The organism is Salinivibrio sp. PR5 (assembly GCF_001996085.1).
In the GTDB taxonomy this organism is placed as follows: domain Bacteria; phylum Pseudomonadota; class Gammaproteobacteria; order Enterobacterales; family Vibrionaceae; genus Salinivibrio; species Salinivibrio proteolyticus.
This window is the reverse complement of sequence record NZ_MUFK01000034.1, coordinates 1-21835: the sequence shown is the minus strand read 5'-3', so window position 1 is coordinate 21835 and position 21835 is coordinate 1. Positions and strand designations below refer to the sequence as shown.

Sequence of the window (21835 nt, the reverse complement as noted above, 5' to 3'; positions counted from 1 at the left end):
GTCATTTTATTATTGATGTCGTTATTGGTTATGTGTAAAAGCAAGGAATTACGCGGATAAATTTCGCCGCGGAGATAAATGACTTGGCGTGTTCAGGGAGTGAAAAAATGGCCAAAAATGTGGTGGTACTGGGAGCGGGCATGGTCGGTGTGTCTGTTGCTTGGCATTTGTTGAAGCGTGGCTACGATGTAACGGTCGTCGATAGAATGGCGCCTGGGCAAGAAACGTCGTTTGGCAACGCAGGTATTATTCAGCGTGAAGCTGTTCGGCCCTACGCCTTTCCGCGCGACCTTGCCACCTTGCTGCGTGTGTTACCTAATCGTGCTGTCGATATTCGTTATCGGCCCACCAGTGTTCTGCGTGCCGCGCATCCATTGCTGCAATATTGGCATCATTCGAGTGAAAACCAATACAAAAAATTGGTCCCCGAGTATGCGGCATTAATCATGCAGTGCCTCGATACGCATGATGAAATGATCGCGTCCGCGGGCGCGGTATCGCTGATCCGCAAGCAAGGTTACCTTAAGTTATTCCGCAGCCAAAAAGCGCTGGATGAAGAGTGCGCGCGTGCGGCGTCTGATCATGCCAATTACGGCGTGGACTATGAGGTGCTCAATCAAGCGCAGCTCGCTACTTTGGAGCCGCATTTAACCGCGCAGCTAGCGGGGGCTATTCATTGGAAACAACCTTGGACTGTCACCGATCCCGGAGCCTTAGTGCAAGCCTACGCCGACGATGTTATCGCCAAAGGCGGCGAGATAAAGCGTGCCAATTTGCAAGCATTAAAGCAGGAAAACGGACATTGGGTCATTGAAACGGATCACGCGCGCCTTCGTGCGGATCAGGTTGTGATGGCGATGTGACCGTGGTCATCTTACTGGTTGCGCCAACAAGGCATAGAGGTACCTTTGTTTACCAAACGTGGTTATCACATGCACTACCAAGGTGACGCTAACACTCCGCTCAATCATTGGATTATGGACGCTGAAGTGGGCTATTTGCTCGCACCGATGCGCGCGGGCGTGCGATTAACCACAGGGGCAGAATTGACAGCATTGGATGCTCCCTTGAACGAGCGGCAATTATCGGCAGCGGAAAAGGTAGCACGCGAGCTCTATCCACTAGGTGACCGCGTGGATGCGGCGCCTTGGAAAGGTGGGCGTCCGTGTATGCCGGATATGAAGCCTGTCATCGGACCCACGCCGAATAAACCCGGATTATGGCTCGCGTTTGGCCACGGTCACCAGGGCTTTACGCTGGGGCCCGTCACTGGAAAACTTATCGGACAAATGATGGATGGTGAGAACACATCAATTGATATGCAGCCTTATCGTGTCGACCGGTTTTAAGTCTGAGGCCGAATGTTTCTGCTGCTCAAATGGGGCTGGTTCAGGTGAAATTGGCAGCATTTAAGCACGATGAGTGAACCCAAACGTCCAATGGCGTCGTACTCTCAGTTGCTTTAAATAGCGAAGCTATAAGACAATATCGCTTTGCCCTTGCAAGGCCGCCTTTCGATGACATGGTTGCCCTGCATTTTCGCCGCTATCAAACTCAGCTAGGACAGTATCCATGTACGAGGAGTATTTCTCGATAGCCAAACCCGCCATCGTCGTGCGTGGTCCGGAAAATATGTCATTTATCGCCATTCTGGAAGCGAAACTACGCGAGTATGGCTGTGATGTCACTGTGATTGGGCCTGATGATGCCATGCCGGATTGGGACACGGTTCAGCTAATCAGCTGGGTGCCGGAAGGTGGTGCTCAAACCAAAACATTGCGCTGGCTTAGTGAGCAATGCCCGTTTATTGCGTTAATGGCGAGTCAAGCGGCGGCCGACCGTGTCGCGGCGCTAAATGCCGGCGCTGATGATGTATTATCGACGCCCGTTGATTTGGAAGAGTGCCTAGCGCGCTCAGCGATCGCCATGCACCGTCGCCATGCAACGTCTGCGATGCGAGATACGTCCGGGCAGCTACAAATCGATAATCTCTGGATGCAAAAGGATACGCACCGTGTGCGTGTTAACGAGCAGCCGGTGAAATTGACCCCGCTTCAATTTGAGTTGCTGTGGCTCCTTGCGCAGCATAAAGACACGACCCTCAGTAAACCGCTGCTGTATCGCCAAGTATTGAAGAAAACCTTCGCGCCAGATGATCGTAGTCTGGATATGCACCTGAGCCGGATCAGAAAAAAATTGGCCGATGCGGGCTTCCCTGCCGAAAGGCTCCAAACTGCGCACGGGAAAGGCTACTGCTTTATTTAGCCTCGCTTGTCGTTCGAGCAACGCGCCAGTGGCGAGGGTGAGGAAGGCGTGGCAGCAACAGCCCTGCGATTACAATGACAATGCCCACCACCTGAAGTTGGCTCACGACTTGTCCCATCAAAAACGCGGTGAGTACCGCGAACACAGGCACAAAGTTAAAAAAGAGTGCCGCATTGGCTGAACCTAGATGGCGCACGCCGTTGAGCCAGAGTAAGTAACCGGCGACGGTACCCAGCACACCGATATACAGGAGTTCGGAGACGGCCAGCGGACTTGCAGTCAAGACTTCGCCAAATGGATGAACCTTTGGGGTAAGCGCACACATGATGCCAATGACGGTTGCGCCACTCAGCATGCCCAAAAACGTGTAGGGGATCACCGGCATCCAGCGGCCAATGCCTTGGCTGAAGAAGGTGTACGCACTCCATGCAAACATGCCAGTGAAAATCATCTGATCACCTTGGTTAAAGTTTAATTGGCTGAGCATCTGCCACTGCCCATTGGTGATCACCACGAGCACGCCCGATAAACTCACCACCAAGCTGAAAACTTGCCCTTTACGTGGCAATGCGCGAATCGCGATGCAGGCGATAAGTGAAGTCACCAACGGGCTGAGCGCCATGATTAGTGACCCATTGGTCGCTTGGGTATACTCGAGTCCAGTGAACAAACAGAGGTTAAGGCCGCCAATCCCCACAGCGCTGACGGTGGTTGCCCACAGCCATTGTTTAGCGCTGAGTGTAGGGATGCGGGTACGGGTGAGTTTGAGATAAAAGCCTAGACAAATTGCGGCGACGGCAAAGCGCCAAAAGACCAAGGTGAGCGCATTCACTTCATTCAGCGCATCTTTACCAATAGGAAAAGTGCTACCCCAAAAAAAGGCACATAAAATGAGAAGGGCAACGGCTTTCCACAGTGAAGCAGTAGTTGTCATAGCAAGACCTGACTTGTTGAGTGATGTGCGCTAGTGTATAAGTTTCAAAATATGAATAAACCGGCAATATCAGAACGGTAGATTCCAAAAATGAAACCTAGCTATTCGTTAGACGATTTGCGCTGTTTTTGTACTGTGGCGCAGTTGGGGAGTTTTAAAGCCGCGGCGCAGCAGCTTGCCATGCCGCAATCCACCCTAAGTCGTCGTATTCGCCAGCTTGAGCAGGATCTTGCTCTGCGTTTACTCAATCGTGATGCACATCGTATCTCGCTGACTCAAATTGGTCATCGCTATTTTGAACGTGCCGCAGGGTTGTTCGATGAGTTGCAGACGCTGAGCGATGATTTGGTGAGCGAGAAACATCACCCCCAAGGCAAAATTCGTATCAGCGCACCCATCAATGCCGGTAAGCAGTTTTTACGCCGCGTCTTTTTCGACTTTATGCGTGAGTACCCCGAGATTCAACTGGATCTTAACTTTTCCAATAGCTTGATAGATATTGAAGCGGAAGGCATGGATGTGGTGTTTCGGGTCGGGAATCCGGTAGTAGAAAACTGGATTGCACGGCCGCTCACCGATATTCACTTCATTTTGTGCGCCAGTCCAGACAGTGATTATCACGACGTGCGCTCACCCAATGATCTGAGTGGTCAGCCGGTGGTGATTTGTCATCCGATGACGGTTTGGGAGCTCACACACCATCAAACGGGGGAAGCGTTTGATTATCAAGCCACCACGGGCATACGTGCCGAAGTGGATGAAATTCAGATGTTAACCCATGCCGTGCAAGCCGGATTTGGCATCGGCTATATTCCTGATTATTCCGCGCTACCTTTGATAGAACAGGGCGAATTACAGCGCGTGTTGCCGCAATGGTGCAGTCGAGCGCGTACGCTATTTTTGCTCTATCGAGACCGAGAACAAGTGCCTTTGCGTGTTCGATTGCTGGTGGAATTTGTTCTCGCGCGTTTTATGTCCTCCTAGTGTGTAACCGGACATCAAAGGGCTGTTTCCCGAGACTAAAGGGGCCACGTTGCAGTGGCCCCAATGGGTGCGATTTTTCGATTAATCGCTATGATGCGTGTGCGCTGGCGACAACTCGGTGGATGCCGGCGTGATGGTTTTGGCTAAGAACAGATACATCGCAGGCACCACGAACAGGGTGAACAAGGTGCCCAGTGTCATCCCACTAGCAATCACTAGCCCCATGGCAAAACGGGCGCCAGCACCGGCTCCTGAGGCAATCAATAGCGGGATCATGGCGAGCACCGTCGCTGCCGTGGTCATCAAGATAGGGCGTAAACGGATGGCGGACGCTTCTTCAATCGCCTCACGTTTGGTCCGTCCTTCTTGCTGGAGCTGATTGGCGAACTCGACGATCAATATCCCGTGTTTAGCAATCAGACCAACGAGAGTGAGCAAGCCAACTTGAGTGTAAATGTTCAAGGTAGTAAACCCTAGGCTGATAAATATCAGCGCGCCACAGACACTCATTGGCACGGTGACCAAAATAATGATCGCGTTTTTAAACGACTCAAACTGCGCCGCCAAGATCAAGAAAATCACAATCAAAGCAAAGAAGAAGGTCACGACCAGTTGCTGGCCCTCGCTCATAAACTGGCGTGACTGTCCGGCATAATCAACACTAAAGCCTGCTGGCAATTCTGTTGCTGCAATCTCTTCGAGCACACCCAGCGCTTCCCCCAAGGGAACACTAGGGCGCGGTACACCGGAAATTTTCACCGCATTCAGCTGCTGAAAACCGCGTAATGCTTGAGGCTGCACACTTTCTTCTAAGGTCACTAACGTTGAAAGTTGAACCAATTCGCCGTCTTGGTTGCGGGTATAAAACTGGCGCAGTTGTTCTGGCGTGAGACGTTCACTCCGCGCCACTTGTGGGATCACTCGATAAGAGCGATTCTCCAATGAAAAGCGTCCCGCATCCGCCCCAGATAACAGTGAGCCCATATCCGCGGCAAGCTGTTGCATGCTCACGCCCATCAAAGCCGCTTTTTCACGATCGATCTTGACCGTTTGTTTGGGGCGGTCAATGCTCAAATCGGTATCGACAAAGATAAACCGCCCAGTCTGCATTGCTTTGCCCACAATATTGTTCGCCACTTCATTAATCGCTTCAAAGGGTTGCGTCGAACCGATAATAAATTCAACCGGCGTCCCGCCGCCCGGAGACGGCAGTGAAGGGGGCACCAAGGCAAAGCTACTTAAGCTCGGTTGGCTGTCCATAAAGGGCTGAATTTCGTTTTCCAAGATCGCTTGGGTACTGCGCTCTCGCTCATCCCACGGCGCGAGTACAATACCGGCTATTGCGCTATTGGTGCCGCCAGAGCCATTGATAATAAAGACGTTGTCGATTTCTGGTACATCGTCAATCAGTCGGTTTAATTCATCGGTACTGGCAGACAACGCATCCAGCGTGGTTTGGCTATCGGCTTCGAGTATGGAGAACACAAACCCTTGGTCTTCAGCGGGCTCAAGCTCAGAAGGACTGGTGATAAACAAAAAATAGCAAGACACTAAAACAATCGCGCCAAACGTGAGGATCACCGCATTGGTATTCAACAAGCTATGGAGTGTGCGTTGGTAGCGATGATGCAATCGGTCAAACTGCTTATCCAGCCAATGCTCAAGGGAGCGTTCTTGAGTCGCTTTGTCCGCTTGATAGGGCTTGAGGACATAGGCACACATCATGGGCGAGAGCGTGAGTGCCACCACGCCGGATAAGATCACCGACGCGGCGAGGGTAAAGGCAAATTCAACAAACAACACCCCGGTTAAGCCACCAACAAAGCCGATGGGCAGGAATACCGCGACCAAGGTGGTCGACATGGTGATAATCGGCCACGCCAGTTCGCGCGCGCCTTCCAGCGCGGCTTGTGTTCGGCTTTTACCTTCTTCGATATGGCGGTGCACGTTTTCAAGCATGATAATCGCATCATCAACCACCACACCAATCGCCAGTACCATGGCAAGCAGTGTCAGTAGGTTGATGGAAAATCCTAACAGCCACATTAAAAAGAAGGTGCCGATGAGCGATACGGGGATCGCGACCGCAGGAATAATTACCGAGCGTAACGACCCTAAAAAGCCATAAATGACAAAGACTACGATGGCTAAGGCGAGAATAATCGATATCACTACTTCATCAATGGCATTATCAATATACTCGGTTGAGTCATAGGCGATATACGCTGACAACCCTTGAGGCAATTGGGTGGTAATGTCGGCATCCCACACCTGATTCACCGCCTCAATTACATCCAGCGCATTGGCATCTGGTGAGACTTCGATGCCGATAAAGGTGGCATCGAGCCCGTTAAAGTTAACCGATGTTTGGTAACTTTCCGCGCCGAGCTCAACGGTCGCCACATCACTCAAACGCACAACAGATTGGCCATCACTGCTGATCACCAGATCTTCAAATTGTTTCACGTCATGAATGTCGGTGGCGGCGTTTAAATCAATCGCTACGTCTTGGCCTTTGGTGCGCCCTAGCGTCGCAAGCACATTATTGCTGCGCAGTGCGGTAATCACATCCGTACCGGTGAGATCGTACGCGGCCATTTTGACCGAGTCGAGCCAGATTCGCATGGCAAAGCTACTGGCACCCAACACATCAGCACGCTGCACGCCGGGAATCGTCGACAGTTGTGGTTCGACCACCCGGACCAAGTAATCGGTAATTTGATTATCAGTGAGGACGTCAGAATAAAACGCGAGGTACATCGCTGCGACTGTTTCCCCCACCTGCAGGGTGACGACGGGCTCACGGGCATCATCAGGTAGCTCTGAGCGCACCTTATTCACCTGTGCGGCAATCTGCGTGAGTGCTTCATTCGGATCGTAATCAAGGCGCAAATAGGCTTCGATGGTGCTCACACCGGCGGTTGATGTGGAGACTAAGTAATCAATCCCTTCTGAGGCAGCGATTTCACGCTCCAGCGGCGTGGTGATAAAGCCTTGGATCAGGTCGGCATCTGCACCGATATAAGTGGTAGAGACACTGACCACTGCATTTTTGATCTCGGGGAATTGACGCACATTCATGTCGGTGATGGCGCGTAAGCCGAGCAAGATAATGAATAGGCTCACTACGGAGGCCAAGACGGGTTTCTTGATAAAGACGTCGGTAAATCGCATCGAATCGCTCCTATTGATTCACAACGTTGGGATCAAGATCTTCGCTCGGCTGAACACGCTCATTGTCACTGACCTTGATGTTGCTACCGTTACGGAGCTTGAGGAGGCCGGAGGTAACGATACGGTCACCGGGTTGAAGGCCGTCTTTAATCACAATCATGTCACCGCGGCGCGCGCCCGTTTGCACAAAGCGCTGTTGTACCGTCAATGCATCGTCTTGCTCTTGGATCACGAATACCGCGTTGCCATACGGATTAAATTGAATCGCGCTTTGTGGTGCCAGCAAGACATTTTGCGTTTCTTCACCTTGATCAAGGCTCACGCGTGCGAACATACCTGACCGTAAAACGGCATCTGGGTTATCAAAGGTGGCTTGAATATCGACACTGCGACTCGATGGCGTCACAACCGGCGAAATTGCAGTCACTGTACCGGTAAAGACCTCGTCAGGCTGTGCGCTAATCGTGGCAGAAACGGTTTGACCATTTTTCAGCGTGCTGAGCTGCTGCTCGGGCAGGGTAAAGTTTAGGTGAATCGGGGTCACTGACGTGAGTGTCGCAACCGCTGTCCCCGGGGACATTAATTGGCCAAGACTGACTTCTCTGATCCCAATGATGCCGTCGAAAGGCGCGGTTAATGACTTTTGCTCAATGCGCGCTTTTTGGCTGTCGACAGCGGCAATCGCTTGTTTGGCTTCACTTTCTTTACGTTTTAGCTCTGACTCGGAGATGTTTTTATCTCTAAATAGCCGCTGATAACGCCGCATTTCAAGTTGTGCCAGTTCTGCCACGGACTCGAGCCGACGTAATTCTGCCTCATCAACGCTGGCATCCAAGGTGACCAGTAATTGTCCCTTTTTCACCGATGTCGCATTGTCGAACAAGATATTGTTGACGATGCCGCTTGCCTCGGTAGTTAGCTGGGTTTCATTAATGGCCGCAAAACTGCCAATGGTGGTTTGTTGTTCTTGCCAAGGGTGGGTTGAGACTGTAGTGGCCGTCACGGTGACCGTAGGGGCAGGCATGTTGTCAAAGAATTGGTTCATAAAATGATTGCCTACTGCTTTGTAAGCAAAAATTCCCCCAAAAAGGAGACCACATGCGACTAACATAATAATTAAACGTTTTATCATAAAGATCCCTGAACAGAATTGCTGTCACCAGCCTTGGCTTATAAGTACAGACGAAGGCGCAAAAGGTTGATTTAACCAATAACAAATATCGAACTGACCAATACAAACCTTATCACTGTTTGGTTCATTCATTGGTGGTAAATTGATGATCTTGTGGATTAGCTCGGGTCAGTGTCATCAGCGAAGCCGAATAAGGAGAACGTCGATGCTACTCAATGCAAATAGCACGGTAACGGAAGCGGCGCTGCGTGCCGTTGCGCATATGCCAACGCGTAGTTTGCCGGTGCTGGTGGATAACAGCTTTAGCCAAAAACTGACCGATGCGGATTTGATGCGCATCGCGGTGTTGTTGGCCCAAAAAAGCGCTGATGAAGGAGGGTGCCCTATCGGTGCGGTGATTGTTGACAATGAAACAAGTCAAATCGTAGGTAAGGGGCACAATACCTTGGTGCAAGAAAATCACCCCTACAATCACGGCGAAACGGCCGCGATACGTGATGCTGGGCGAATTGACTTCAGCCAAACAACCTTGTTTACCAGTTTAAGCCCATGTGATGTGTGCGCGGCATTGATCAGCATGCGCGGTTTTTCTCGCGTGGTGGTGGGGGATGTCACCAGTGCGAGCGGTAACGAGACGATGCTGAAAGAGAAAGGCGTGACGGTTGATGTGCTGGAAGATCCGCAGGGCATTGCGCTGTATCAGCAATTTCGATCCGAGCACCCCGAACAAGAGTTAGAAGATTGGCAAGGTGTAAGTGCCGTCAAAGCACGTTTAGCCAAGCGTGGATAAGAGGAGAACGACATGGATGTTGCGATTGGTCCGACAACGGATGCGAATTACAGCCAAAAGCTGATCCAAGAGAATATGGCCCCTTACTATGAAGCGAGGAAAATCGCTTGGAATCCACAGATGTTTATGGAAAGTTGGCGAGTTTTTGATAATTATGAAATTCGCCATGAGCGAAAGCGTTGTGGCGTCATTCGCTTGAAGGCAGACGGTGAAACACTTTTTATCCGTGATTTACAGATTGAGCCGAGTAAACAGCGGCAAGGGATCGGCCGCGAGGCAATCAATTGGGCGGTCGCTCATGCGCGAACGTCTGGCTATGCGCACTTAGCGTTGCGTGTTTTTGCAGAAAATCCCGCCGTTTCATTGTATCAAGCGCTGGGGTTCGTGGAGACAGGGCGCAGCCGAGATGCGGTTCTCACGCTTTCGTTGTCGTTAACCGCAACGTCCGAATAACGAGCAAAGCGCCTGAGCATATCGATAGAGATGGCATGCTAGTCTTATAGATAGCGTAGCGAGTCAACAAAGTGAGTGGCTGGATGACCCATTGGATACAAGCGTGCATTGCGATTTGGCTAACTCTTTTCTCCTTTCAACTATGGGCCGAGCCATCGACATCAGAGCCGCTTAAGGTTTGTGTGGGTGATGGGAGCCCTTGGCCGCCATACACCTATTGGCAGGGAGAAACGCGACAGCAAAAAGCGGATACCTTGACAGGTTATGCGACAGATTTGGTACTCACCGCATTAGAGCGTAACGACATAGCCTATCAACTGGTATTTATGCCTTGGGCGCGTGTGCAACATGAACTGGCACGTGAGTCAGGCCGTTGTGATCTTACCTGGGATGCGAGTTATAAACCCGAGCGAGCGCAATACAGTCGCTTTACGCAGCCACTCTATTCTATATCGTTGGGTTACCTGTACGTGGGTGCTCCTGACACACATGCACAACCGAATTTATCGGCGATACAATCGGTTTGTGGTGTGAATGGCTATAACTATGCCGCATTTGGCGAGAACCCCCGACCGAGGTTTGAAGCCAATACTTTGCAGCAGGCCTTGCGGATGTTAGAGGCGGGCCGGTGTCGCTTTCTTGCCAGTGAAATCGAGCCCGTTTTAGGAGGAATACGGCTCGGGCTCTATCAATTTTCACGCGATATTGCTTACATCGCGCTGCCTAATCCGAAAGCATTTCATGCTCAAGTCAGCCGATATGCGCCACAAGCGAATGACTTAGTGGCGCAGATTGATGCGTATTTGGACAGTGCGGCTCAACGTGGTGAGTTACAAGCGCTCCGTGCACAGTACTTTCAGCCAGTTACCTCGCAGCCCCAGCATCAACCTAAGTCGGAGTAATGCGTTATCGCGTGCTACGCACAGAGGGTAGAGGGCGCTTGGACCAGCGTGTAGGCAGCTTGGTCGTCGCTAAGTGAGCGTGTAGCGTTTTAGCATGTCGATGATAGGTCACTTGACGACCCGAGTGAAAACTCACCTTGAGTACCATGTTTCTCTCCTTGTGATTAACGTTGCGATAAAGTTACATTTTTATTCTAAATAAGTGTATTTAATTATTCTTAAGTCACATAAGAAAGTCTAATAATGAATATGGGCTTGCTGGGCGTACGATAAAATTAACAGTCTGTGCCTGTAAGGGACGGATGGGGACGAACTAGCAAACTAATAAGGAAGATTATGACAGGGACGCCACCACTTTCAGGTCAACAGGCTGCGCTGCTTCAAAGCCTCAAAGCGCACGGTATTTCAGTAAAAATATACCGCCATCAGCCTGTCTATACGTGTGAACAAGCAGACGCGCTCGGTTTGCATACTGATGCAAACCCGACCAAGAACTTACTGTTGAAAGACAGAAAGGGTAAACAGTTTTTCTTGGTGGTGCTACCGGGCAAAGCCACCGTCAACTTAGCCGGATTGAGTGAAGCCTTGGGCACGTCTCGCCTATCGTTTGCGTCGTCGCAGCAACTCGACACCTATTTGCAGGCACAATCAGGTGCCGTATCGGTATTTGATGTAATGAACGATCCTGAGCATCGCGTGAGTTTGGTGATCGCGAATGCGATATGGCAAGTCCAAGCGGTGGAATGCCAGCCTTTTTGTCATGATCAAACTTGGGTCATAGCCACGCAAGATCTCGCCCGCTGGTTACGCGCTATAGGCCGAGATTATCAAACAGTGGATCATCAATAAGCTGATGAAAATTAGCGTCTTTGTAACATGATCCATACAATTCTGGCTAAGAAATGTGCAATCAGTTGCGTACAGGTGAAAACAAATAGAAATGAGACTGGTTATCGTTTATGTTCCAATGCGTTTAAATAATCGTTAGCTACAGGAAGTCTCATGTTGAAGAAACACCCCCTTGCCGTTTTTGTGGCTGTCGCGCTGTCACCCCTAGCCAGTGCAGCTGCAACTAACTCGACAGAACCGGTTGATGAAGTCTATGTGGTTGAAGGCCATCAGGCTCGTTTCAACGCCAATAGCAATGAAACAGCGATGCGCATGGATGTCAGCCAACTAGAAACAGCGGGCCAAGTGGCTGTGATGGATCAAACGCTGATTCAAGAGCAAAACGCCACGACACTAGGAGATGTGTTGGTAAATGACGCCAGCATTGGTGTAGGTGGTACGGACCGCAATCGTGAGATTTTCATGCTACGCGGCTTTGAACTTGATACCGGAACAGGTTACCTGCGTAATGGCCAGCAGCAATGGTCTTATTATCGCCATCCTGTTGAGCTGATGGAACGCGTTGAGGTGTTAAAAGGACCAGCAGGTTTGCTCTATGGCAAGTCCGCACCGGGTGGTTTGGTGAATATGGTCACCAAACGTCCAACAGCAGCGTTCCAAGCGTCAATCAGCCAGAAAGTCGGTACTAACGATTATCAACACACCGTCGCCGATGCATCGGGTTCTCTCAACGAGAGCGGCACCTTACGTGGTCGGGTGGTGCTATCGAAGCAAAGCGAGGGCTCATCACGTCGCTATTTAGATGGCAGTGAACCTGAGCTCGATCGTCAAATTGCAGGCTTGATGCTAGATTATGACATCACTCCCGACACCCAGCTTTCTCTTCATTATGATCGTGTGATTGATGACAGTAGCAGCGATAACGGCGCCAACATTATCAATGGTAAACCGCAACTGGGTAGCCAATTTATCTGGGAAGCGCCTTGGTCGTTCATGGACATTGATGTCGAGAACTACGGAGTCGATATTGTCAGCCAATTAACGCCGGATTGGAAAGTCAAAGCAGGTTACAATCGCCAAGACTACAAACGTCATTACCATGAAGGATTTGGACAGCGTGAAACCTATGACGCCAATACCCAATCGTTCAAATACTTTGCCATGGACCGTCACGACAATTGGGTACTGGATACGGCTTATATTGATGTCACCGGTGCATTTCAGTTCGGGAATATCGATCACCAAGTGCTGATTGGTTCCAATGCGCTGCGTAATGACTATGTCGGTCAGCGTGTGATGGAGAAAAACCAAACCGCCGTGATTGGTGGTGCGTATCCGGAGCCGGACATCCATTATGGCACAGCAACTCCGCGTGATCCTGATCCTACTGATTCCATTGGCTTTTATACGCAAGACTTAATGACATTAAATCCACAATGGCAGCTGCTTGCAGGGCTTCGCTATGACCGCGAGGATAACGAGACGGACACGTATTATAACGTGCTACCTAAAGCCGCGGTGATGTATCATCCGTCACCGGAACAAACCCTGTACGTGACCTATTCCGAGAGCTTTGAACCGAAAAACCCGGTGGATAGTGATACCGATATCAATGACGGCATGGCGCTAAAGCCGGTGAAGGGTAAGCTGTACGAGTTTGGCTATAAACAATCGTTATTGAACGACCAAGCGTTATTCAGTGCCGCCTTGTTCCAAATTGAACAAGAAAATAAAGTGGTCAAAGAGGCAATCACCGGACAAGGCAGTCTCACTTCACGCACCACACAATTAGGTAAACAAACGCATAAAGGGGTTGAGGTCAGCCTTGCCGGTCAAGTGACTGACAGTTGGTCAGTGCATAGCTCAGCGACGTATTTAGATGCACGCATCGAAGACCCGTTCAACCCGGCTAACGATGGCAAACAGCCTGCCGATACGCCAGAGTGGGGCGCCAGCATTTGGTCTCGCTATGATGTCGATAACCAAACCTATGTGAACGTAGGTGCGCGTTATGTCGGTGATCGTTATGGCGATATGAAAAATACCTATCATAAGCCAGGTTACACCACGGTGAATGCAGGTGTGGGCCATACCATTAAAGCCGGTGAACAAACGGACTTGAAACTGAGTGTGAATGTTGAAAACCTCTTCAACGAAAGCTATCTCGCCGGTGGTGTACAAAATAAAACCACGTTGGGCGAAGAGCGCAAAGTCGTCCTCGGCGCGTCATTACACTTCTAACTTCACGTATCATTAATTACCGAGGCTCAGCATTGCTGGGCCTTTTTTTGCGTTCTCGCCGCTATATCGACTTAAGTTGAATAGCGCAAGCTTGATGACATGCTAGGTTGATCTAGTTATCTAGACAAAGTCAGCAAGGAGCGCGTTATGTCAGCCAGTAACATCTATGAGCTTGGCTTGGACAAAAGTCCAGCCAATTATCAAACACTGAGCCCACTCTCTTTCCTCGAGCGAGCCGCTAGCGTCTATCCAGATTATCCGGCTAGCGTTCATGGTCATTTATGTTGGAGTTGGCAGCAAGTGGATCAGCGTTGTCGCCAATTTGCCTCGGCATTAAGCCAGTCCGGCATCGGACTGGGTGATACGGTATCGGTGATGGCCCCCAATCTTCCCGAAGTCTTTGAGTTGCATTTTAGCGTGCCGATGACAGGTGCCGTACTCAATACTATTAACACTCGGCTAGAAGCGGAAACCGTCGCGTTTATTCTCGAACACGCGGAAAGCAAAGTTTTTATCGTCGACAAGGAGATGACAGCAGTCGCAAAGCGGGCATTAAAAATGATCAAACACCGTCCACTGGTGATTGCGATTGATGATCCGCTCTATCCACATGGCGAATGTATCAGTGAAATTACGTACGAGACTTTTTTAGCACAAGGCGATTGTGATTATCAGTACGCATTGCCAGACGATGAATGGCAAGCTATTTCACTCAATTACACCTCAGGCACGACCGGCAACCCAAAAGGGGTGGTCTATCATCATCGCGGTGCCCATCTGAATGCGGTGAGTAATGTGTTGTCTTGGAATATGGATGCGCACCCTGTGTATCTTTGGACGCTACCGATGTTCCATTGCAATGGTTGGTGTTTTCCATGGACGGTGGCTGCAACGGCGGGGGTAAGTGTCAGCCTACGGCATGTGCGGGCAGAGCCTATCTTTGATGCGATAAAAACCCATAAAGTGACCCATTTCTGTGGTGCGCCGATTGTGCTGAACATGATGAATAACGCAGATCCGGCGCTAAAAGCTGAGATTCACCATACGGTTAAAGCAATGACCGCAGGGGCGGCACCACCGGCTTCTGTGATTGAAGGGATGGAAGCGATGGGGATTGAAGTGACCCACGTTTATGGCCTTACTGAAACTTATGGCCCTTGTGTGGTGTGTGACTGGCAACACCACTGGGATCAACTCTCGCAACAAGAAAAAGCACGCATGAAAGCGCGCCAAGGTGTAAGGGCCCCAATGCAAGGTGGACTGATGGTTGCCGATCCGGTGACGTTTAAACCAGTGGCAAAAGATGGCGGCACGTTGGGTGAGATTTTTGTTCGCGGTAACATCGTCATGAAAGGCTACCTAAAGAATCCGAGCGCGACGGAAGATGCCATGAGTAACGGCTGGTTTCGCACTGGCGACTTAGCGGTATGGCATGCCGATAATTACATCGAAATTAAGGACAGACTCAAAGACATTATCATTAGTGGCGGGGAGAACATTTCCAGTATCGAAGTGGAAGACGTCCTGTACCGACACCCTGATATTGAAGAAGTGGCGGTGATTGCGATGCCCGATGAAAAGTGGGGTGAGGTTCCCTGTGCGTTTGTCAAAACCACCGAAGCATCAGCCGTGACCGAAGCCGAAATTATTGCTTTTTGTCGAGAACAAATGGCGCACTTCAAGGCACCGAAAAAGGTGATCTTTACCGCGCTCCCGAAAACATCGACGGGCAAAGTGCAAAAGTATGTACTTCGTCGTAAAGTCACTGAAAAGTCAGTGTAAATAACGAAGCGGTGGCGAGAAGACGCCACCGCCAGCTAACCGCTACAGCAGGGCGAGAACCGCCTCGGCACTGGAGACGTCAAAGCTTTTTGGCGCTTCAACGTTCAAATGCGTGACGATGCCATTGTCAATCACCATCGCATAGCGCTGCGAGCGAATACCCCCAAACTTACCTGAGTCCATTTCCAAGCCTAGTGCTTGAGTAAAGCTGCCATCGCCGTCAGCCAGCATATGAATCTGATTGGCGTTTTGTGCTTCGCCCCACGCCTGCATCACAAAGGCATCGTTGACGGAGACGCAAGCAATCATATCGACGCCTTTTGCTTTAATCTCATCCGCTTTCACCACAAAGCCCGGTAAGTGCGACTCTGAACAGGTCGGGGTAAAGGCACCCGGCACCGCGAACAGCACAATCTTCTTGTTGGCGAAAAGGGCAGGGATATCGTGGGTTTGCATTCCTTCAGCAGTGAGTTCGCTGAGTGTGGATGTCGGTAAAGGTTGTCCTTGCTCAATCATGGTGGCTCCTTGTTAAGTCATAGCAAAAAAGCACAATCTACCACGACAGTGTACGCTTAACGCTTTGATAAAAATACTGACAATAACTGCGGGTTTTCGCGATCTTGCCTGCAAAATAGCCGCTTTTTCCGCTTAACTGGTCTTACCAATTAAGTTCTCCTTTATCTCACACATCGGCCCTCTATAATCCGCCCTCTTTAGCATCTTGTTATAATCGACTGATTTGACAAGGCGTTTACCAATAATTAACATCTGTAACTCAATATTAAAACAAGACCTCGGAGGTCTGACTAGTGAACAAGAAGCAGTATTCTCTCATTGCGCTCAGCGTATTTGCAGCAACCCAAGCCTACGGTGCTGGGTTTCAAGTATCCGAGCAATCAGCGTCAGGGCTAGGGCGCGCTTTTGCAGGCGACGCCGCGGTGGCTGATAATGCCGCGGTATTGGCACGTAACCCTGCAGCCATGATGCGATTTGACCGCGCCCAATTATCCGGTGCATTGACCCTGATTGATCCCGATGTTGATGTAAAAGATCGCACCAATAATGAATATGCCAAAGATGTGGCGCCGATGAAGGTCGTCCCTGCAGGCTTCTATGTTAGCCCGCAAGAGGGTAAATGGACGTGGGGGATTGGTCTCTTCACCACCTATGGGATTGCGACGGATTACCCTGATGATATTCAAGCAGGCGACTTGGCCGGTGACACTGATTTGCTCTCAACTAACTTAAATCCGGCGATTGCATATCAAGTCACCCCTGAATTAAGCCTCGGCGCGGGCGTCAACCTCACCTATGCCAAAGCAAAGCTAACCCGCCATAAGGGGGCGCTTGCACCTTTTTTTAACGATAAGACTGGCGTTAGCAGCAATAACCCATCTGACAAGTCAATTGGTCTAGAAGGTGAAACCTTTGGGTACGGTTGGAATCTTGGTGCATTGTACGAAATCAATGAAAATCACCGTTTTGGTGTTGGCTATCGCTCTAAGTTGGACCTCGATTTTGATGATGGCACCTTTGATAGTTATGACAGTGACCGCGCGACATCTGCATCAGTAAAAGGGCGCCTCGAGCTGTCTTTGCCGTCTTACTGGGAAGTGTCAGGCTTTCACCAACTGACTGACGCGTTTGCCGTCCACTATAGCTATCAACACACTAATTGGAGCAGCTTTACCGAGCTGCGCGCCACCTCCGATCAATGTAAAGACAAATTATGTTTTGAGAAAAACGAGTCGTACAAAGATAACGATCGTTGGTCAATTGGCTCGACGTATCAGTTTAATCAACACTGGATGGGTCGCCTTGGCTTTGCCTATGACGAACAAGCCGGTGAAGCCACGCTGAGTATCCCAGACGCAGACCGTTATTGGTATGCCACAGGTTTGACCTACCAATACGATAACGATCTTAGCATTGATGCTGGCTTTGCCATTGTGCGCAGCCGCAAAGGTAATTTCAACGAGAAGTCAGAGTGGAAGACAAAGGCTTATAACTTTGAATCCACCGGAACCGCTTACATCAGCTCTGTTCAACTTAATTATCAGTTCTAACCGGGATATATCACCATGCTTAAAACACAATTAAAATTGTCAGTCTTGGCAACTGCGATCATCTTGGCTGGGTGTGGCGACGAAAATGCCAGTGATACCAATACACCTCAATTTGAAAGTTATATTCAAGCCGCCATTGATCGACCCACTTCGGTCGACTTTACCTTGCTAGGTGCTAATGCTGCAGTACCTGTTCCTACCTTTTTGCTGATGGACAGTGAAGATGGCACGCTAAAAATACCCACGGAAGGTGACAACGCGCTTACCAACCCAAAGGCTGCCATGAATACCATGGATGGTTGGTCAACCTCGATGCCTTTGGTATTTAACTTCCGTGGCGCAGGCCTCAATTCAGGGCTTGTGACTAATGGGGTTTATCTCATTGAACTGACCGACTCAATGACGGGAACACCTAACGTTAAAGCCGTGCTCCAACAAGGTACCGACTTTCAAGTACTGAGCGATGCGGCCAGCGATACACTGACGGTGTTGCCTGTTAAGGAGCTCAACGCCAGCAGTGAGTACATTATTGCTCTAACCGATGATATTCAGGACGTAAACGGCGATCCGATTGGCATGCCATCGAGCTATGCGGGATTAAAATCCCAGACTGTCACTTATGAGGACTCGCTACTTGAAGCACCAGAAGCGGTGATTCACGGAGTGGAAAAGTTGGCGAAGGCTGCTGGGGCTGATTCCCCCATCGTCTACTCCACCTGGTTCTCCACCCAATCGGTGGGTGACACCTTAAACTACACCAAGCTAGCGACGGCGGCTGGGTTTGATGCTGGAAGCCTAGCGGCAGTATGGAAAGCGGGTGCCAACCCTAATAATGCCGACTTATCGGATGCCTACACCATCGATATTACCGGTACTCAGGATTACGATACGGCATTGGACGCCGATGCCCAGTTTACTAAGTACTTTGATCCCAATGATGCCGATAATATCAAGGGGATACTCAAGACAACGTTTAGCGGCGTCAATGTTAATGTGAGCAAAGGTACCATCAAGCTACCTTACTATCTGGAAACGGATAGCAATTGGAATAGTCAGCCGTTTGAGTCTGCCACCCCTAGCTTGGCCAAAGTACTGAATGCGCTGCAAGACCCGGAACAGCAGGCGACCATCACCGCTCAGTTGACAGGCGCGGGTGTCAACGTTGCTGTGTTAACGGGTAACGATAAATCACAAATCGTCAACGAGCTTTTCAAGCTGGCAGGTGTGACGCTAACCAAAGCTGACGGTAGTCAATTAGACCCTGAGCGGATTATTACCCGTTATAGCCCTGTGCCGCAGATAAAATCAGTGCAAGAGGTGCCTTTCTTGCTGTTTACACCCGAAGAGGTTGATAGCAATACCCAACTCACGGTTTATCAGCACGGCATTACCTCGGCAAAAGAAAATGCCTACTTCTTTGCGCCTAACTTTGCCAATGCAAATCAAGCCATTATGGCGATTGATTTGCCGCTTCATGGCGAGCGTAGCTTAGATGCGAAGCGCTCTGCCAACGTAGATGTGACAGCGTACCTGAACCTTAACAACTTGGCCGTGGCGCGTGACAATGTGCGCCAAAGTGAGTTAGATGTGATAGGCTTGCGCGCAGCTTTGACCCGCACCGAATTGGCGGGTGGATTCGCGGGGACGCCATTAGAGACGATATCGTCTTTTGCTACTTCGGCACCACGCCTACTAGGTCATTCACTGGGCGGTATTGTTGGTACCACTGCGTTTGCGGCGGCAAACCGTGACAATGCGGCGACAGGTGTTGGCCCATACTATGATTTCTCTGCGCTAAGCGTGGCGAATTCTGGGGGACAAATTGCCAACTTGCTCCTCGGGTCGGACTCGTTTGGTCCTTTGATTAAGCACAGTGTTGCGTTTAAAGGCAGTGCCGCGTATCAGACCTTTGCCGGTGACAATTGCACGCTCGATAATAGCGCAGAAAATAATGTGATCTGCTACAAGACGTTCGAGGCAGCCGGCTCAGCAAGTGCAAGTGCTGAGGTTCAGGGTGTGATTCAGCAATTTAGCTATGCGGCCCAAACCTTACTCGATACTGTCGACCCATATACAAATGCTGCCTACATCGATGGTAATACGACATCAATTTATATGCAGCAAGTTGATAGTGATGACACGGTACCGAACAATGTCGCCTACACGGTTCCGGGCATTGTGGATAATTTCGCTGGTTCTGAGCCATTAGCGAGAAAGTTCCTTGGTAAAGGATCTAGCGAAGCAGTGGATACGGGTTCGCCTGTGCAGGCAGGGAGCAGTTCTTTTGTCACCTTTAAAGGGGAAAACGCGAGCCATAGCACCTTCATCTTCCCGCAATCGGAGGCAGTTGCTGAGCAAGCCGTGCACGCTGAAATGATCCGTCAAGCGGTTGAGTTTGGCGCTACGGGTGCACTCAATCCGGGGAACATTGATGGCTCAGTAGTAAATTAAGTGACCGTCACAAAATAGCAGTATCCTTTATAAGCGGCTTCGGCCGCTTTTTTATTACCTGATGCTGTGTTAGTTAACGCTATGATTGAATAGGCACACCTTTGGTCACTATTTCTTTGGCTTGGTTTCACGTAAACTATTCTCAACTCCATCTTGTTGAATCGAATGATGCTTATGTCTTCTTTACACGCTTTTCCCAATGTTCATCAGGCTTACCACGCCCATGTTTACTATGAGGCCGACACCGAAGCGCAGGCGGATACCATTTATCAAGCAGCCGCTGCATCGTCACTGCCGATCGATCTTGGCCGCTTTCATCGCAAATGTGTCGGCCCACATCCAAAGTGGAGTTTTCAGATCGCCTTTGACAACACTGCGTTCGATGAGGTGATGGCGTGGCTTGAGGCGCACCGGGGTGATTTAACCGTGTTTTTGCATGGCGTGACGGGTGATGACTACATTGATCATACTGATCATGTCGGTTGGATGGGTCCGTCTGTTGAACTCAATTTGGCCATGTTTAAGCCCAAGCAATGAATGCGTTTCTTGAATATCCAGCGCTCCTGATTTGGCACGGCGATGACGAACTATCGTACGCGCCAGACTCGGCGTCGCTTGAAGCACTGAGTGAAAACGTGATCACAGAAGACGATCGGCTGGTGGATAGCCAAGGCGTTTGCTGGCTAAGCCAAGACGGCGGTCAGCACTGGCAGCCGAGTGGGCAAATCATGCCACTTGAGCAGCTCGTGGCGCGTGTCCAAGCGCATTATGCGCAGATGGGTCAATGCTGTGTGGGAAAAATCCAGTTTAAAGATAGGGCCGCCGCCATCAAAAGTGTGGCGACGGCCCCTGAGAATTAACGGCTGTCAGCAATCCGACGTGACACTTTTAACGAAAAGTGCGGACGAATACGCTTGATGTTCAAGCGCTGCTTGTTGCGCAATCGAATGTGGCAGAGCTCAAGTATCAAACCAAATGCCATCGCAACGTACACGTAGCCTTTGTTGATATGAATGCCAGCACCTTCGGCCATCAGCAGCAAGCCCAATAGCACCAAGAACAGCAAGGCCAAGGTTTTAAACCCAGGATAACGGCTGACCAGATTATTCACGGGTTCGGCCGCGATCATCATAATGATGGCGGCGGTTACAATGGCGGCGACCATCACGGGTACATCTTGGGTGAGACCGACCGCAGTGATCACTGAGTCCATCGAGAACACCGCATCTACTGCAACGATTTGCAGCAAAATTACTGCCATGCCGGTGCGAACTTGTGTCGAGTGGCTCACGGGTTCGCCATGACCCAGCCATACCCACAGCTCTTTGGCACTTTTTAGCAGCAAAAAGCCACCGCCAAACAGCATGATAAGGTCTTTACCGGTAACCGGTTCCGTACCAATCGTAAACAGTGGCGCAGTCAACGACATGACCCAAGCGATGGATAGCAACAAGCCAATCCGGCTGATCACGGCAAGACCAATACCCAAGGTACGCGCGAAGCGGCGTTTCTCTTTGGGGAGACGCTCACACAATACGGAAATAAAGACTAAGTTATCAACACCCAATACCACTTCAAGGGTCAGAAGGGTAAAAAAGACCACCCAAGTTTGGGGTTCCATAAAGAGTGTTAACATACGATTACCTCCTCGTTAAAGGAAGCGGGGGAGGGCATAACACGACATCGGTCGCTGTCCATGGATTGTGATTACCTCTGTGACTAAAGAGCGCTTATATAAGCACCGGTTTGGCGCATTGGCAAGCAGAAATTTATGTAAACGTCTAATTTTTTTGGTTTTCTATTGGTTAAGAA

Annotated in this window: 17 protein-coding genes and 1 pseudogene; 13 read left to right on the top strand and 5 right to left on the bottom strand. The window is 50.2% G+C overall.

The features are described 5' to 3' along the window. The first annotated feature begins 107 nt into the window (after positions 1-107). Both BZG82_RS16630 and BZG82_RS12050 read left to right on the top strand, forming a co-directional pair. Positions 108-1349 (top strand): annotated as a pseudogene (locus BZG82_RS16630) (NAD(P)/FAD-dependent oxidoreductase). Positions 1350-1572: 223 nt separating this feature from the next. Beyond that, positions 1573-2265, top strand: a complete 693-nt coding sequence (locus BZG82_RS12050) for a response regulator transcription factor (protein ID WP_077765937.1) — start codon at positions 1573-1575, stop codon at positions 2263-2265. Here BZG82_RS12050 and BZG82_RS12045 read toward each other — a convergent pair. After that, entirely contained in the window at positions 2258-3199 is a 942-nt protein-coding gene (locus BZG82_RS12045) for a DMT family transporter (protein WP_077765936.1), read from the bottom strand. The two genes, BZG82_RS12050 and BZG82_RS12045, sit on opposite strands and share 8 nt — an antisense overlap. A 90-nt stretch (positions 3200-3289) precedes the next feature. On the opposite strand from BZG82_RS12045, the gene BZG82_RS12040 reads away from it, so the two are divergent. Next, complete coding sequence (locus BZG82_RS12040) at positions 3290-4183, top strand: LysR family transcriptional regulator (RefSeq protein ID WP_077765935.1); 894 nt, start codon at positions 3290-3292, stop codon at positions 4181-4183. An 81-nt stretch (positions 4184-4264) separates the two neighbouring features. On the opposite strand, the gene BZG82_RS12035 is transcribed toward BZG82_RS12040, so the two are convergent. Beyond that, positions 4265-7357 (bottom strand): efflux RND transporter permease subunit, encoded by a 3093-nt coding sequence (locus BZG82_RS12035; protein WP_077765934.1) that lies wholly within the window; start codon positions 7355-7357, stop codon positions 4265-4267. Between the two features lie 10 nt (positions 7358-7367). Beyond that, on the bottom strand, positions 7368-8402 hold the full coding sequence (locus tag BZG82_RS12030) for an efflux RND transporter periplasmic adaptor subunit (protein ID WP_241837373.1): 1035 nt from the start codon (positions 8400-8402) through the stop codon (positions 7368-7370). A gap of 292 nt (positions 8403-8694) precedes the next feature. On the opposite strand from BZG82_RS12030, the gene BZG82_RS12025 reads away from it, so the two are divergent. From BZG82_RS12025 to BZG82_RS12000, 6 genes are all read left to right on the top strand, one after another. Continuing rightward, positions 8695-9279, top strand: coding sequence for a nucleoside deaminase (locus BZG82_RS12025; RefSeq protein WP_198928554.1), 585 nt, complete (start codon positions 8695-8697; stop codon positions 9277-9279). 12 nt (positions 9280-9291) lie between these two features. After that, positions 9292-9732, top strand: coding sequence for a GNAT family N-acetyltransferase (locus BZG82_RS12020; RefSeq protein WP_077765931.1), 441 nt, complete (start codon positions 9292-9294; stop codon positions 9730-9732). A gap of 83 nt (positions 9733-9815) precedes the next feature. After that, positions 9816-10634 carry a substrate-binding periplasmic protein gene (locus BZG82_RS12015; RefSeq protein ID WP_077765930.1) on the top strand — a complete coding sequence of 273 codons (819 nt, stop codon included), beginning with the start codon at positions 9816-9818 and terminating at the stop codon, positions 10632-10634. A gap of 336 nt (positions 10635-10970) precedes the next feature. Further along, on the top strand, positions 10971-11483 hold the full coding sequence (locus BZG82_RS12010) for a prolyl-tRNA synthetase associated domain-containing protein (RefSeq protein WP_077479321.1): 513 nt from the start codon (positions 10971-10973) through the stop codon (positions 11481-11483). A 153-nt stretch (positions 11484-11636) separates the two neighbouring features. Beyond that, entirely contained in the window at positions 11637-13724 is a 2088-nt protein-coding gene (locus BZG82_RS12005; RefSeq protein WP_077765929.1) for a TonB-dependent siderophore receptor, read from the top strand. A gap of 147 nt (positions 13725-13871) precedes the next feature. Further along, a complete protein-coding gene (locus BZG82_RS12000) occupies positions 13872-15506 on the top strand; it encodes an acyl-CoA synthetase (protein WP_077663090.1) in 1635 nt (544 codons plus the stop codon). 42 nt (positions 15507-15548) lie between these two features. Here the strand turns inward: BZG82_RS12000 and BZG82_RS11995 are convergent, their stop codons facing one another. After that, positions 15549-16022, bottom strand: coding sequence for a peroxiredoxin (locus BZG82_RS11995; protein ID WP_077765928.1), 474 nt, complete (start codon positions 16020-16022; stop codon positions 15549-15551). A gap of 293 nt (positions 16023-16315) precedes the next feature. On the opposite strand from BZG82_RS11995, the gene BZG82_RS11990 reads away from it, so the two are divergent. From BZG82_RS11990 to BZG82_RS11975, 4 genes are all read left to right on the top strand, one after another. Further along, positions 16316-17572 carry an outer membrane protein transport protein gene (locus BZG82_RS11990; protein WP_077765927.1) on the top strand — a complete coding sequence of 419 codons (1257 nt, stop codon included), beginning with the start codon at positions 16316-16318 and terminating at the stop codon, positions 17570-17572. Between the two features lie 15 nt (positions 17573-17587). Continuing rightward, the gene (locus BZG82_RS11985) at positions 17588-20023 is read left to right on the top strand and encodes a VolA/Pla-1 family phospholipase (protein ID WP_077765926.1); all 2436 of its coding nucleotides are present in this window, start codon (positions 17588-17590) and stop codon (positions 20021-20023) included. A 174-nt stretch (positions 20024-20197) separates the two neighbouring features. After that, a complete protein-coding gene (locus BZG82_RS11980; RefSeq protein WP_077765925.1) occupies positions 20198-20560 on the top strand; it encodes a DOPA 4,5-dioxygenase family protein in 363 nt (120 codons plus the stop codon). Beyond that, the gene (locus tag BZG82_RS11975) at positions 20557-20883 is read left to right on the top strand and encodes a DUF4144 family protein (protein WP_077765924.1); all 327 of its coding nucleotides are present in this window, start codon (positions 20557-20559) and stop codon (positions 20881-20883) included. Before BZG82_RS11980 ends, BZG82_RS11975 begins: the two co-directional genes overlap by 4 nt. Here BZG82_RS11975 and BZG82_RS11970 read toward each other — a convergent pair. Continuing rightward, positions 20880-21659 carry a TerC family protein gene (locus BZG82_RS11970; RefSeq protein ID WP_077765923.1) on the bottom strand — a complete coding sequence of 260 codons (780 nt, stop codon included), beginning with the start codon at positions 21657-21659 and terminating at the stop codon, positions 20880-20882. The genes BZG82_RS11975 and BZG82_RS11970 overlap by 4 nt on opposite strands. Between the last annotated feature and the right edge of the window lie 176 nt (positions 21660-21835).